The organism is Streptomyces sp. DT190 (assembly GCF_049846985.1).
Classification (GTDB): Bacteria; Actinomycetota; Actinomycetes; order Streptomycetales; family Streptomycetaceae; genus Streptomyces.
Genome location: NZ_JBNCNM010000004.1, coordinates 306,738 through 320,248 on the forward strand (window position 1 = coordinate 306,738; position 13,511 = coordinate 320,248).

The 13,511-nt window shown below is 73.5% G+C and carries 12 protein-coding genes and 1 other RNA gene; 4 read left to right on the forward strand and 9 right to left on the reverse strand.

Translation table 11 applies throughout. From position 1 onward, the window contains the following. Positions 1-74: 74 nt before the first annotated feature. A complete protein-coding gene (locus tag ACPXCS_RS11125) occupies positions 75-236 on the forward strand; it encodes a hypothetical protein (protein WP_425947557.1) in 162 nt (53 codons plus the stop codon). Beyond that, positions 236-1,201: a LacI family DNA-binding transcriptional regulator gene (locus ACPXCS_RS11130; RefSeq protein WP_425947559.1), complete on the forward strand. Its 966-nt coding sequence runs from the start codon at positions 236-238 to the stop codon at positions 1,199-1,201. The genes ACPXCS_RS11125 and ACPXCS_RS11130 overlap by 1 nt, the downstream gene beginning before the upstream one ends. A gap of 48 nt (positions 1,202-1,249) precedes the next feature. Here ACPXCS_RS11130 and ssrA read toward each other — a convergent pair. From ssrA to ftsE, 5 genes are all read right to left on the reverse strand, one after another. Further along, positions 1,250-1,637, reverse strand: a transfer-messenger RNA (tmRNA) gene (gene ssrA / locus ACPXCS_RS11135). Positions 1,638-1,736: 99 nt separating this feature from the next. Further along, the gene (gene smpB, locus ACPXCS_RS11140; protein ID WP_425947561.1) at positions 1,737-2,219 is read right to left on the reverse strand and encodes an SsrA-binding protein SmpB; all 483 of its coding nucleotides are present in this window, start codon (positions 2,217-2,219) and stop codon (positions 1,737-1,739) included. Positions 2,220-2,265: 46 nt separating this feature from the next. Beyond that, complete coding sequence (locus ACPXCS_RS11145; RefSeq protein WP_425947563.1) at positions 2,266-3,432, reverse strand: S41 family peptidase; 1,167 nt, start codon at positions 3,430-3,432, stop codon at positions 2,266-2,268. A gap of 68 nt (positions 3,433-3,500) precedes the next feature. Further along, positions 3,501-4,418 (reverse strand): permease-like cell division protein FtsX, encoded by a 918-nt coding sequence (gene ftsX, locus ACPXCS_RS11150; protein WP_425947565.1) that lies wholly within the window; start codon positions 4,416-4,418, stop codon positions 3,501-3,503. 41 nt (positions 4,419-4,459) lie between these two features. Beyond that, positions 4,460-5,149 carry a cell division ATP-binding protein FtsE gene (ftsE, locus tag ACPXCS_RS11155; protein WP_003990615.1) on the reverse strand — a complete coding sequence of 230 codons (690 nt, stop codon included), beginning with the start codon at positions 5,147-5,149 and terminating at the stop codon, positions 4,460-4,462. 236 nt (positions 5,150-5,385) lie between these two features. Here ftsE and ACPXCS_RS11160 point away from each other — a divergent pair, with 236 nt between their 5' ends. Continuing rightward, positions 5,386-5,577, forward strand: a complete 192-nt coding sequence (locus ACPXCS_RS11160) for a hypothetical protein (protein WP_425947567.1) — start codon at positions 5,386-5,388, stop codon at positions 5,575-5,577. Positions 5,578-5,706: 129 nt separating this feature from the next. On the opposite strand, the gene ACPXCS_RS11165 is transcribed toward ACPXCS_RS11160, so the two are convergent. From ACPXCS_RS11165 to ACPXCS_RS11180, 4 genes are all read right to left on the reverse strand, one after another. Beyond that, positions 5,707-6,321, reverse strand: coding sequence for a hypothetical protein (locus tag ACPXCS_RS11165; RefSeq protein ID WP_425947569.1), 615 nt, complete (start codon positions 6,319-6,321; stop codon positions 5,707-5,709). A gap of 289 nt (positions 6,322-6,610) precedes the next feature. Then, the gene (prfB, locus tag ACPXCS_RS11170) at positions 6,611-7,717 is read right to left on the reverse strand and encodes a peptide chain release factor 2 (protein WP_425947570.1); all 1,107 of its coding nucleotides are present in this window, start codon (positions 7,715-7,717) and stop codon (positions 6,611-6,613) included. A gap of 860 nt (positions 7,718-8,577) precedes the next feature. Then, entirely contained in the window at positions 8,578-9,825 is a 1,248-nt protein-coding gene (locus tag ACPXCS_RS11175) for a serine/threonine-protein kinase (RefSeq protein ID WP_425951931.1), read from the reverse strand. Positions 9,826-9,947: 122 nt separating this feature from the next. Then, entirely contained in the window at positions 9,948-11,657 is a 1,710-nt protein-coding gene (locus ACPXCS_RS11180) for a serine/threonine-protein kinase (protein ID WP_425951932.1), read from the reverse strand. Between the two features lie 364 nt (positions 11,658-12,021). On the opposite strand from ACPXCS_RS11180, the gene ACPXCS_RS11185 reads away from it, so the two are divergent. Then, positions 12,022-13,511: FHA domain-containing protein (locus tag ACPXCS_RS11185; protein WP_425970948.1), on the forward strand; the 1,490-nt coding region annotated here is incomplete at its 3' end.

The window sequence follows — 13,511 nt, forward strand, 5'->3', positions numbered from 1 at the left end:
CTCTCCCGTCCCGCCCTTACGTTCGTCCGTCGAAGCGCTTCAACACCGAACCGCCGGGACAGCGAGGGACCCCCATGAAGTGCACCGACGGGCACCGGTTGCCGTGTGACGGCGTCGCCGGGGCACACCCGGCCGAGGTCACCGGGGCACACCCGGCCGAGGCCCGCGACCTCGCCGGCCCGCCCCCGGCGCACCCCGCGGGCGGACGGCGGCCGGCCGGGCCGGAGCAGGCCTGATGGTCAGGATCACGGACGTGGCGCGCCGGGCCGGGGTCTCCCCGAGCACCGTGTCGTACGCGCTGAGCGGCAAGCGCCCGATCTCGGCGGAGACCCGGCGGCGCGTGCAGGAGGCCGCCCGGGAGCTGGGCTACCGCCCGCAGTCGGGTCCGTCCGCGCCCGGAGGCTGCGACGTCCTGGCCGTGGCGGCACCGCTGCGCGGCGGCGTCCACCTCCCGGCGCTGATGCGGCTGACGCAGGCGGTGGTGACGGCGGCGCGCGGGTACGACCACGACGTGCTGCTGCTCACCCACGAGGAGGGTCTGACCCGCCTCGGGGGACCGGCCCGGGCGGACGCGGTGCTGGTCGTGGACGTCGGTCTGCACGACCCGCGCCTGCCCCCGCTGCGCTCCCTGGGCCGTCCCACCGCCCTGATCGGGCTCCCGGCCGATCCCCGCGGTCTGACCTGCGTCGACCTGGACTACCGCGCGGCAGGCGAGGCGTGCGTGCACCACCTGGCCCGTCTCGGCCACCGCGCCGTGGCGCTGGCGGGGCCGCCGCCGGAGGCCTACCTGCGCGAGACCGCCTCGGCCCGCCGCCTGGTCGAGGGCTTCACGGCCGCGGCCGACCGGTACCGGCTGGCGTCGTCGGTGCATCCGGCCGAGCCGTCCGGGGCCCACGCCCTCGCGGACCGGCTGCTGGGCGCGCACCCCGCCCCGACGGCCGTGGTCGTGCAGAACGACGCCCTGCTGGTTCCCCTGCTCACGGCCTTCAGGCAGCGCGGCCGGCGCATCCCGCAGGACCTGTCGGTCCTGGCCGTCGGCACCGACGTGCCCGAGACCGTCTCGGCCGTCACCGTGCCGTCGGCGGAGCTGGGCACCCTCGGCGTGCAGTTGCTGATGCGGGAGCGGACCGGCCCGCGCCCACCGGGGACGACCCTGCTGCCGCCGCGGCTGACGGAACGGGGCAGCACGGCCCGGGCATGACGAAGGCCCCGCCGCTCGGAAGCGACGGGGCCTTCGCCCACATGGGATGAGTGGAGATGGCGGGAATCGAACCCGCGTCCAACGGTGCAGAACCAGGGCTTCTCCGTGTGCAGTTCGCTGCGATTTTCTCGGCCCCGGCGATCACGCGAACAAGTCGCCGACGGGCCCAGTCACTGTTTGATTTCCCATCGAACCCCGTGACCGGGCTCGATGGTTTAGTTCCCTAGCTTATGCCAGGATCCGGGTCGGGAACACTCCCGGGCTGACACCCATTAGGGTCCTTCAGTCACTGCTTATCAGGCAGCGAGGGCGAAGGACTGGGAATCGCGCTTGGTGTTGGCGATTATTTTTTGCGACATATGGTTTACGAGATCATTGCCGCTTCCTCGACACGCTTCCCCTGCTTCGACAACCGCTGTCGAAACCGATCATCCCCATGTTGTGTTGACAATCCCCTCCGGAGAGGGGTGCGTACCCGCTGTGGGGTGCGAGCCCCATCGTACGTGACCAACGCAGGTCGGTGCCAGCGTATTCCCTACGCCCCGCGCTGCCTCCGCTTCACCGCCGCGATCACGCGGTCGGTCTCCCGGCGGTCCTGCTTCTCCCGCAGCGCCTGCCGCTTGTCGTACTCCTTCTTGCCCTTCGCCAGCGCGATCTCGACCTTGGCCCGGCCGTCCTTGAAGTACAGGGCGAGCGGCACGATGGTGTGGCCCGTCTCGCCCGACTTCGACTCCAGCTTGTCGATCTCGGCACGGTGCAGCAGCAGCTTCCGCTTGCGGCGGGCGCTGTGGTTGGTCCAGGTGCCCTGGGCGTACTCCGGCACGTGCACGTTGTACAGCCACGCCTCGTTCCCGTCGAGCTGCACGAAGCCGTCGACCAGCGACGCCCGACCTTGGCGCAGGGACTTCACCTCGGTCCCGGTGAGGACCAGACCGGCCTCGTAGGTGTCGATGATGAGGTAGTCGTGCCGCGCCTTCTTGTTCTGCGCGATCAGCTTGCGCCCTTTTTCCTTAGCCATAGTGCCGCCCATTTTCGCACCAAGGTGGGGGTCGGCGGGAAGCGGATTACGAGGGGGGCGCCAGGCCGCGCAGTACGCTCTCGGCCCGCTGGAGGGCTCCTTCGTCGGCCTCCAGGTCGGGCGTGATGCCCCGGCCGTCGACGCCGCGGCCGGACGGCGTGCGGTAGTGGCCCACGGTCAGCTCCGCGACGGAGCCGTCGGGCAGCCGGGTCGGCATCTGGACCGAGCCCTTGCCGAAGGTGCGGGAGCCCACGACCAGCGCGCGCCCGCGGTCCTGCAGGGCGCCGGTGAGGAGCTCGGCGGCGCTCATCGTCCCGCCGTCGACGAGGGTGACCAGGGGGCGGGTGGTGTCACCGCCGGGCTCGGCGTGCAGGGCGCGCTGGGCGCCGTCGACGTCGTAGGTGGCGACCAGGCCGCCGTCGAGGAAGGCGGAGGCGGCGATGACGGCCTCGCCGACCAGCCCGCCGGAGTTGCCGCGCAGGTCGAGGACGATGCCGCCGGGCGGGGCCTGCCGGACGGCCGCGCGGACCTGCCGCCCGGACTCCTTGGTGAACGTGGCGACCTTGATGACGGTGACGGGTCCCGCGGCTTCCCGGACGGTGACCGAGTCCGTGGACAGCTGGGCCCGGCGCAGCGTCTCGGTCCACGCGCGGGTGCCGCGCTCCAGGCCGAGGCGGACGGTGGTGCCGGCGGGGGCGTCGGTGGCGTCCCCGCGCAGTAAGGAGACGACCTCGGTGACCGGCCGTCCGTCGGTCCTGCGGCCGTCGACGCTGCGCAGCAGGTCGCCCGGGCGGATCCCGGCGGTGGCGGCGGGCGAGCCGGCGCGCACCTTCGTCACCTCGATACGGCCGTCGCGCTCGCTGCGCGCCCACAGGCCGACGCCGGTGTACTGGCCGTCGAGGGCGTCCTCGAACTCCTCGTACTCGCCCTCGGAGTAGACGGCGCCCCAGCGGTCGCCGCTGCGGCTGACGGCGCGCTGCGCGGCCTCGACGGGGGACTTGCCGTCGGCCATGGCCTCCTCGGCCGCCCTGCTGACCTCGGTGTGGCGCGCGGCCGGACTCGCCGAACGGGCCTCGTACGGGGGCGACTTCCGGTCCGCCTGCGGCAGTGCGCCGGTGGCCGCGCCGGCGGCGAGCACACTCGCGAAGACCAAGGTCAGGGCGGCCCCGCGGCGAACTCGGCGGGGCTGACAGAACGGGTCACGACCTGACATGCCGGTGAGTCTAGGACAAGGGGAAGGGCCGCACGGCCTGTTGACCGCACGGCCCCTCTTGGCATGCGTCACACCTTCAAGTACTTGCGCAGCGCGAAGAACGCGGCCAACGCGGGCATCAGCAGGCTCGTGGCGAGGATGAGCGGCAGCTTGGTGAGCACGGCGTCCCAGCCGATGAAGTTGATCAGAGTGAGCTGATCGGCCAGGGCCAGTCCGTGGTCGATGATGAAGTACCGCGCCACCAGCAGGAAGGCGCACGCGAGGGTGCCGCCGATGAGGCCGGCGACCGCGGCCTCCATGATGAACGGCGCCTGGATGTAGAAGCCCGAGGCGCCGACCAGGCGCATGATGCCCGTCTCGCGCCGCCGGCTGAACGCCGAGACGCGCACCGTGTTGACGATCAGCATCAGCGCGACGACCAGCATCAGCGCCATCACCGCGCGGGCGGCCCAGTTCATGCCCTCCAGCAGCTTGAACAGGTTGTCCAGGGTCTCCTTCTGGTCCTGCACGGACTGCACGCCGTCCCGGCCGTTGAAGGCGGTGGCGACCACCTGGTACTTCTCCGGGTCCTTCAGCTTGATGCGGTACGACTCCTGCATCTGGTCCGGCGTGAGGGAGGCGGCCAGCGGGGAGTCGCCGAACTGCTCCTTGTAGTGCTTGTACGCCTGGTCCTGCGACTCGTACGTGACCTTCTGGACGACGTCCATCTTGTCGAGGTCGGTCTTGATCTGCTTCTTCTGGTCCTCGGTCACCGCGCCCTTGGCGCAGTTGGGGTCGGACTCGGCGTCGGACTTGTTGCAGAGGAAGATCGAGACGTTGACCTTGTCGTACCAGTAGCCCTTCATGGTGTTGACCTGGTCGCTCATCAGGAGCGACCCGCCGAACAGGGCCAGCGACAGGGCGACGGAGACGATGACGGCGAAGGTCATCGTCAGGTTGCGGCGGAGACCGACGCCGATCTCCGACAGGACGAACTGGGCGCGCATGGCGGCTGGTTATGCCTTTCCGTGGATCTCGGGAAGCGGTCTCAGTGCTGGTAGCCGTAGACGCCGCGGGCCTGGTCGCGGACGAGGCGGCCCTTCTCCAGCTCGATGACGCGCTTGCGCATCTGGTCCACGATGTTCTGGTCGTGCGTGGCCATCACCACGGTCGTGCCCGTCCGGTTGATGCGGTCGAGCAGCTTCATGATGCCGACGGAGGTCTGCGGGTCGAGGTTGCCGGTGGGCTCGTCGGCGATGAGCAGCTTGGGCCGGTTGACGAACGCCCGCGCGATGGCGACGCGCTGCTGCTCACCACCGGACAGCTCGCCGGGCATCCGGTCCTCCTTGCCGCCGAGCCCGACGAGGTCGAGCACCTGCGGCACGGACTTGCGGATCTCGCCGCGCGACTTGCCGATGACCTCCTGCGCGAAGGCGACGTTCTCGCCGACCGTCTTGTTCGGCAGCAGCCGGAAGTCCTGGAAGACCGTCCCCAGCTGGCGCCGCATCTGCGGGACCTTCCAGTTGGAGAGGCGCGCGAGGTCCTTGCCCAGGACGTGCACCTGCCCGTGGCTGCACCGCTCCTCGCGGAGGATCAGCCGCAGGAAGGTGGACTTTCCGGAGCCGGAGGACCCCACGAGGAACACGAACTCGCCCTTCTCGACCTCCAGGGAGACATCCCTGAGGGCGGGGCGGGTCTGCTTGGGGTAGACCTTGGAGACATTGTCGAATCGGATCACGGATGCACCACGGGTCGCCGGGGGTAGATGAGCGTGACCTTACGCGACCCGGGCACGGCACCGCAGGCACCGGTCGCGGTTGCGCATCGGATGTGCCGTTTTGTACGCCCCCCGCGCGCGGCGGGGAACTGGACGAGCGGCGCGCACCCTCCGGAGGAACCTGGCACAGTGGAGGGGGAACATTCCCACCCCCGCGGACGTTGGAACCGTGGAACCGTCGCAAGGAGGGCAAGCGCATGACGTACGACCGGCTGGTGTGCGCGAACTGTGCGGCCCCCGTGAGCGAGGGCCGCTGCCCTGTGTGCCGCGCGAACCGCGAGCGCCTGCAGCAGGACAACTTTCTCGCGGGTATGAGCCCGATGGCGCTGATCGCCCTGCTGACGGTGCTGATCGCGGCCGTGGCGCTGCTGGCGCACCAGACGGCGTGAGGGCGTAGTCGCGCGCCCTTCCCAGGCGTGGATGCCACGGCGACCAGGACATGACCGAGGGCCCGGAGCGTACTGCTCCGGGCCCTCGGCTTCGTACCGGGCGCACGGTCCGTGCGGACGTGGCTACCGTCAGGCGGCAGCGCCGCCCCGGCCGCCCATCAGGCGCGGCAGGACGCGGAAGCCGACACCGCCGGCGATCATCGTGGCGGCGCCGATCACCAGGAAGGTGGTCTGCGCGGCACCGGTCTCGGCGAGCTCGGGGCCGCCGGCCTGGGCCTGCGGGGCCGGGGTGTTGTCCGAGCCGGTGTCGGTGAGGGCCGAGGAGCCCTGCTCCTGGGTGGAGGCGCCACCGTCGGGGTCGGCGTTGTTGCCGCCGCCGTTGCCCCCGCCGTTGCCGTTGCCGTTCCCGCCACCGTTGCCGCCGCCGTTGCCGTTCCCGTTGCCCGGGCTGCTCGGCTCGTCCGTCGGGTCCTCGGTCGGCTCGGTGGGCTCGTCCGTGGGCTCGGCCGGGGGCTCCTCGGTGGACGGCGGGTCCGTCGGGAGGGCGGTGGGAATGCCGGTCGGCTCCTCCGTCGGCGTGGGCGTCGGCGACGGGGCCGGCGACTCCTCGGCGCACAGGACGCCGAGCAGGCAGTCCTCGCCCTCGGCGGCGGATGCGGCACCGGCGGCGGTCAGCGAGGCACCGGCGGCGATCACGGCACCGGCGGCGATCCGCGCGACACGGATCCGCGTCTTCTTGGTCATGTGGTTGCTACCCCCAGTAGCTCATCGTCATTAGGCAGCGTTCGGGGCTGTGCTCGACGGGGGCAGCTGCGGTGAAGGGCCCCCGGTTCACATGCGCCCCAGAGACACGCATGCCGCGCTTCACCCTTCCCACTTTTCAAAGACACGTCAAGGCCGTTTGCGGGTGCCATGTCCAACTACGGGGGCTATGCCGCAAGTCTGAGCCTGTGAGTGTGATGTAAAACCCAGACATGCGGGCACAGAAAAGGCAACTACCGCCCCGCGGGCGGCAGTTGCCTTGTCGACAAACTTACTTCTCCTGCTGCTTGCGCCAGCGAATTCCGGCCTCGAGGAACCCGTCGATCTCGCCGTTGAACACGGCCTCGGGGTTGCCGACCTCGAACTCGGTGCGCAGGTCCTTGACCATCTGGTAGGGGTGCAGGACGTACGAACGCATCTGGTTGCCCCAGGAGTTGCCGCCGTCGCCCTTGAGGGCGTCCATCTTGGCCTGTTCCTCCTGGCGGCGCCGCTCCAGCAGCTTGGCCTGGAGGACGTTCATCGCCGTGGCCTTGTTCTGGATCTGCGAGCGCTCGTTCTGGCAGGAGACGACGATGCCGGTGGGCAGGTGGGTGATGCGCACCGCGGAGTCCGTGGTGTTCACGCCCTGGCCGCCGGGGCCCGAGGAGCGGTACACGTCGATGCGCAGCTCGCTCTCGTCGATGTCGACGTGGTCGGACTGCTCGACCACGGGCAGCACCTCGACGCCCGCGAAGGACGTCTGCCGACGGCCCTGGTTGTCGAAGGGGGAGATGCGCACGAGCCGGTGTGTGCCCTGCTCGACGGAGAGCGTGCCGTAGGCGTAGGGCGCCTGGACGGCGAAGGTGGTCGACTTGATGCCGGCCTCTTCGGCGTACGACGTCTCGATGAGCTCCGTCTTGTAGCCGCGCTGCTCGGCCCACCGCAGGTACATGCGCTGGAGCTTCTCGGCGAAGTCGGCGGCGTCGACGCCACCGGCCTCGGCGCGGATGTTGACCAGGGCCTCACGGGAGTCGTACTCGCCGGACAGGAGGGTGCGGACCTCCATCTCGTCCAGCGCCTTCCTGACGGCGGCCAGCTCGGACTCGGCCTCGGCGCGGGTGTCCGGGTCGTCCTCCTCCTCGGCCATCTCGAAGAGGACGCTGAGGTCGTCGATGCGACCGCGCAGGGCCTCGGCCTTGCGCACCTCCGCCTGGAGGTGGGACAGCTTGCTGGTGATCTTCTGCGCCTCATCGGGGTTGTCCCACAGGGACGGCGCGGCCGCCTGCTCCTCGAGCACGGCGATGTCTGCCCTCATCTTCCCGAGGTCCAGAACGGCCTCGATCGACTCCATGGTCGAGGAGAGGGACTTGAGCTCTTCGGATACGTCGACGACTGCCACGCCCTCCAGCGTAACGGCTCCGCCCGGCGACCATGTCCGGGCGGCCACCGCGGGGGCCCGGGCCACGCCCGCGGGCGTGGCCCCTCACGGTCCGCGTCCGAGCGCGCGGTCTCACCGACCTGACCGGCCTGACCGGCGGACGCCGAGCGGCTGAGCCGGCCTCTGGGTCGGCGTGACGCCCCCGGGGTGCGCCCTCCGACGGGGCCGGAGGGCGCACCCCGGGGCGAACCGCTGCGGCTCGCTGCGGCGACCGCACGGACCGGGCCGCCGAATCGACCGGCACGGCAGGGCCGCCGGGGCCGGGGCGGTCCGGGAGCGCGGCGCGGGCGGGGCGCCGGATCGACTGGTACGGCGGGGCCGCCGTGGCCGGGCGGTTGGGGAGCGCGGCGCGGGCAGGGCGCCGGATCGACCGGTACGGCGGAGCAGCCGTGGCCAGGCGGTCCGGAAGCAGGGCGCGGGCGGGGCGCCGGACCGACCGGTACGGCGGGGCAGCCGTGGCCGGGCGGTTGGGGAGCGCGGCGCGGGCGGCGCGGGCGGCGCGGGCGGGGCAGGAGCCTGCCGGAGGACCGGCGGGGACACACGGCCCGGTCGGGACCCGGGGGTGCGGCGCCCCGTGCGGGTCCGAGCGCCGCCGTGGTGCGCGCCGCTCAGCCGGTCCGGCCGCAGGGCCGCTGCCCGGCACTCGTCGGCAGGGGCGGGCGGGGTCCGCCGGACTGCCGCCGCAGGGCCGCTGCACCGCACCCGTCGGGGCGGGCGAGGTCCGCCCGGGCTGCCGCAGGGGGCCCGGGCGCGCCAGGGCCCTTGGTCAGGGCGGCTCCCTTGGTCAGGGCGGCTCCCGTGGTCAGGGCGGGCTCCTGTGGTCAGGGCCTCTGAGGGGCCGAGTTCTTCGTGTCCTGGGGCGGGGGGGCCGTGTCGTCGCCCGAGGAGGACAGCCAGGCGCCCACGCCGACCGCCGCCGCCAGGGCGACCGCGCCCGCGCCGAGGGCCACCCGGCGGCGGCGGGCGACGGCGCGGTTGCGGGCCGAGCCCGGGCGGGGGGCGCCGGGGGCGCGGGGGGCCCGGGCCGTGCCGTGGGCGCCGCCGGCCAGCTCGTCGGGGGCCGGGACCCGCATCGAGGTGTGGGTGTCCCGGTTGGAGTCGGCCGGCTTCGCGCCCGGCACCAGCGGGACCGCGCCCCGGCGCCGCACCCGCTCCCCGGCCGGCGCCGGTCCGGCGGGCTGCTCCTCGCGGTCGGACTCCTGCGTGGACTCGGTGTCCGGCTCGTCCACCTCCAGCGGCGGCATGCCCGCCAGCATGGGCAGCAGCTCGCGCAGCCGGGCCCCGAGCTCGGAGGCGCGCAGCCGGGAGGCCGGGGCCTTGGCCAGGCACTGCACGAGCAGCTGCCACAGCTCGTCGGGGATGCCGGGCAGCGGGACGACCGTCTCGGTGACGTGCCGGCGCAGGACCGCGCCCGGGTGGCCGCCGCCGAACGGGGTGAAGCCCGCGAGCAGCTCGTACAGGACGGTGGCGAGCGCGTAGATGTCGACGGAGGCCCGCGGGGGCAGGCCCTCGACGATCTCCGGGGCGAGATAGTCGGGCGTGCCGATGATCTTCGTGGCCTTGGTGCGGCGCGGGGTGTCGATGAGCTTCGCGACGCCGAAGTCGGTGAGCAGCGCGCGGTGGGAGCCGCCGGGGCCGAGCGGGCCCTGCATGTCCAGCAGGACGTTCTCGGGCTTGACGTCCCGGTGCACGACTCCGGCGGCGTGCGCGGCCGCGAGCCCGTCGGCGATGTCCGCGGCGATCGCGACGGCCGCCTCGGGGGCCAGGCGCCGGTCCCGCTCCAGCCGGGTGCGCAGGTCCGTGCCGCGCACCAGGTCCATGACGAGGGCCAGGTCGTTGCCGTCGACGACCAGGTCGCGCACCGACACCACGTGCGGGTGCTCCAGGCCGAGCAGCGCCGTGCGCTCCTGCACGAAGCGCCCGACCAGTTCCTGGTCGGACGCGAGGTCCTCGCGCAGCAGCTTGATGGCGACGGGGCCTTCGGGTCCCTCACCCAGCCACACCGTGCCGGCGCTGCCCCGCCCCAGGATCTGGTGGGCGGTGTACCGGCTGCCGATCTTCCGTGCCAAGGCTGCTCCTACCGACGCGTGTTGTCGCTAAAACTACGCGTCCGGGGAGCCAACCTTCACCGCCAGGGCGGAAATCACCCGCCAGGTGTCGACAAATCACCAACCCCGCGGGGCGGTTCGGGTCAGTTCGTGCCCGAACCGCTTCCGCCGACCTTCTCGATCCAGCCGGTCACCGTGGAGAACCAGTCGGTGAGCTGGTCCCAGTAGCCCTTGGTGGTGCCGATCCAGTCCTGCAGCGGGCTCAGCTCCCAGATCAGCCAGCCCGCGACGAACAGGATGACGATCGTGAACAGGCAGCCCTTCAGGCAGCCGAGCCCGGGGATGCGCATCGGGTTGGCGCTGCGCTGGCGCGGCTGCCGGGGCTCGCGCTGCGGCCGCTGCGGCTGCTGGGGCTGCTGCGGCTGGGCCGGGGGCGCCGGCGGGGCGTAGCGCTGCGGCGGCTGGGGCCGCTGCGGCTGGGGCGCGTACTGCTGGGGCTGCTGCTGTTGCGGGTGGCCGTAGCCGGGTCCGGGCGGGGGCGCCTGGCGGCGCGAGGGCTGCTGCGGCTGCGGCCGGGCCACCTGGCGCTGGGGGCGGCGGCGCAGCGGGTCCTCGTTCGGGTCGAGGTACTGGACCTGCGTCTGCTCGTTGCGGTCGCGGGCCGCGCGCAGCTGGTTCTGCCAGGGGTGCGGGTCCTCGGGGCCGCCCTGCTGGTTCTGCTGCCCGGGGTGGCCGGGCGAGCCCGGCGGGACCGGCGGCATGACCGCGGTCGGGTCGGCCGCGCCCCGGTGGGGCAGCACGGCGGTGGGGTCGGCGGCACCGGCCGGACCGCCCGTGTGCGGCAGGACGCTGGTCGCGGCGTTCGGGTCGTAGGCGCCCGCGCCCTGCGGCAGGACCTGGGTCGGGTCGGCCGCGCCGGGCGTGTCCGGCACGGGCGCGGGGGCCGGGTCGGGCACCAGCAGCGCGCCGACGCCCTCGGCGGCGGCGATCTGCGCGGAGTTCGCGTGCACGCCGATGCCCTCGGCGACGACGCGCAGGCCGCGGGCGAGGTTCTCGGCGCTGGGCCGCTCGTCGGGGTTCTTGCGCAGGCAGCGCTCGATGACCGTCCACAGCGGGTCCGGGACGGTGGAGGGGCGGCGCGGCTCGGCGCTCAGGTGCTGGTGCAGCACCTCCAGGGCGGAGCCGCCGGAGAACGGCGGGCGGCCGGTGACCAGCTCGTACAGCAGGATGCCGGCGCCGTAGATGTCGACGGCGGAGGTCTGCGGGCGGCCCTCGGCGGACTCGGGGGCGACGTACGCGGGCGTGCCGACGAACTCCTGGGTGCGGGTCAGGCCCGGGGAGTCGGCGAGGCGGGCGATGCCGAAGTCGGTCAGCAGGGGGTGCATCCGCCCGTCGTACTGCTGGAGCAGCACGTTGGCGGGCTTGAGGTCGCGGTGGACGACGCCGTCGGCGTGGCTGGCCGCGAGCGCGTCGGCGATCTGGGCGGTGAGCAGCGCCGCCGCGACGGGCGTGAAGGGCCCGTTGTCGCGCAGGTAGCGGTGCAGGTCGGGGCCCTCGACGAGGTCCATGACCAGGGCCAGCAGCTCGCCCTCGACGACCAGGTCGCGGACCCGGACGATGTTCGGGTGGGTCAGCCGGAGCAGGACGGAGCGCTCCCGCAGGAACCGCATCACGATGTCGGGGTCGCCGGCCAGCTCCTCCTTGAGGACCTTGATCGCGACGGTCTCGCCGGGCTGTCCGGGCACGGCCGCCTCGGCGCCCGCCCTCTCACGCTGGCGGGCTCGCCAGACGGTGCCCGTGGCGCCGCGTCCGAGCGGCTCCTCGAGCAGGTACTTGCTGCCTACCGGCCGCACGTCATGCGCTCCCTGGTGCTTGCCTTGCCTGCTGGCCTGTCCGACCCACTGTAGTGCCGGGTCGCCGAGGACCGGGGTGTCGTCTTTCTGTGCGTCTTACGTATCCGCGCTCACACCCGTTCGAAGGAAAGACGCTCACCTCGGTCTTGTGGTTGCCGGGAACGAACGTGACCGATCTCAAGACGACGCCCGCGGGTCATTTCTCAGGCACTTTTGCGGGCAGAGCCGACCAATCAAGATCACCTTTTCCCGAGCGAGGGGCGCGGTGTCAGTGGCAGGTGCGAGGATGCGTGCAGTACTGGCCGACGTGTGCCGGGGCGGGGCGGGGGACTCCGGGCCCGGGCAGAAGGGACCGCTGACGGCGATGCAGATCCGGCTGACCGTCGTAGATCCGCTGGGCGCATCGGCTCCGGGGCGGGACCGCGCCCCACGCAGCGACGTCCTGGTCACGGCACCGGCCGGTACGGCGCTCGCGGCGGTGGCCTCCGCGCTCGCCCAGGTGGTCGCCGGCGGCGACGGTTCGGGCACGCCGGTGCTGTACGCCGGGGAGCAGCGGCTGGACGCCCAGCGCTGCACGCTCGGCGAGCCCCCGCTGACCGACGGCGCGGTGCTGTCCGTGGGCGCGCCGGGCGAGCCGGAGCCGCATCCCGAGTGGGACGACGCCCCGGCCCAGCTCCAGGTGGTCGCCGGACCCGACGCCGGCGGTGTCCACCTCCTGCACGGCGGCGAGATCCGCATCGGCCGCTCCGCCGACGCCGACGTGCCCCTCGACGACCCGGACGTCTCCCGGCTGCACTGCACGGTGACGGTGGGCGCGGACGGCCGCGTCTCGGTCGCCGACCTGGACTCCACGAACGGCACGACGCTGGACGGGACGCGCGTGGGCGGCCGGGCGGTCCGTTTCGCGCCGGGTGCGCTGCTGCGGATCGGCGAGTCGGCCCTGCGGCTGGCTCCCGCCGGAGGGCCGGGCGGCCGGGTGGAGACGACGCCGGACGGGGAAGGGCACGTGCGCGTCCCCGGGCCCGCCGCGGCGGACGGGTCCTCGCCCGAGTCTTCTCCCGCGCGCGAGGCGGCCCCGCGTCCGGGGCCGGCCGGGCCGTCCGGACCCACGCAGCACACCTACGGGGCGGCGGCCTGGGGCACGCGGGGTGCCTCGGAACAGGGTTCCGGTGAGCCCGTGGTGCCGGGGCAGGGCGGTGCGCCGCGGATCGAGGGCGCAGGCCGGACGGCGGCCGGGGAAGGACCGCGGCCGGGGCGCGCCGGGACCGCGCACGGCTCCCCGGTGGGTCTCCCGCCGGAAGGCAGCCTCCGGGCTCCCCGCCAGCGGGGTGCGGCCCCGTCGGCGGGCGGTGCCGCGGACACGCACGCGGGGCGCTCCGGCGTCGGGACGTTCGGCGCAGCGGCCCCGGACGGCACCGACGGACGCGCCGCGACGGCCCCCGGCCCCGGACGCACCCGCCCCGGCGCCGGGGACGGGGCCGGGACCGGCGGCCGCGGGCACGCCGGCACCACCCACACCCACGGCACGGGGCACCCCGGCGCCGACGCCGGGTACGGCACCGGGCCTGCCGGCGCCGACACCGCGTACGGGACGGGGCCTGCCGGTGCCGACACCGCGTACGGGACGGGGCACACCGGTGCCGAGACCGCGCACGGCACAGGACCTGCCGGTGCCGACACCGCGTACGGGACCGGGCCTGCCGGTGCCGAGACCGCGTACGGCACAGCGCCTGCCAGCGCCGACGCCCGGTACGGGACCGGGCCTGCCGGCGCCGACACCGCGTACGGGACCGGGCCTGCCGGTGCCGAGACCGCGTACGGCACAGCGCCTGCCAGCGCCGACGCCCGGTACGG

What these genes read in the sequence shown, in the direction of transcription:
- ACPXCS_RS11125 (WP_425947557.1), top strand. Translation starts at nt 75, where the DNA reads ATGAAGTGCACCGACGGGCACCGGTTGCCGTGTGACGGCGTCGCCGGG.
- ACPXCS_RS11130 (WP_425947559.1), top strand. Translation starts at nt 236, where the DNA reads ATGGTCAGGATCACGGACGTGGCGCGCCGGGCCGGGGTCTCCCCGAGC.
- smpB (WP_425947561.1), bottom strand. Translation starts at nt 2,219, where the DNA reads ATGGCTAAGGAAAAAGGGCGCAAGCTGATCGCGCAGAACAAGAAGGCG.
- ACPXCS_RS11145 (WP_425947563.1), bottom strand. Translation starts at nt 3,432, where the DNA reads ATGTCAGGTCGTGACCCGTTCTGTCAGCCCCGCCGAGTTCGCCGCGGG.
- ftsX (WP_425947565.1), bottom strand. Translation starts at nt 4,418, where the DNA reads ATGCGCGCCCAGTTCGTCCTGTCGGAGATCGGCGTCGGTCTCCGCCGC.
- ACPXCS_RS11160 (WP_425947567.1), top strand. Translation starts at nt 5,386, where the DNA reads ATGACGTACGACCGGCTGGTGTGCGCGAACTGTGCGGCCCCCGTGAGC.
- ACPXCS_RS11165 (WP_425947569.1), bottom strand. Translation starts at nt 6,321, where the DNA reads ATGACCAAGAAGACGCGGATCCGTGTCGCGCGGATCGCCGCCGGTGCC.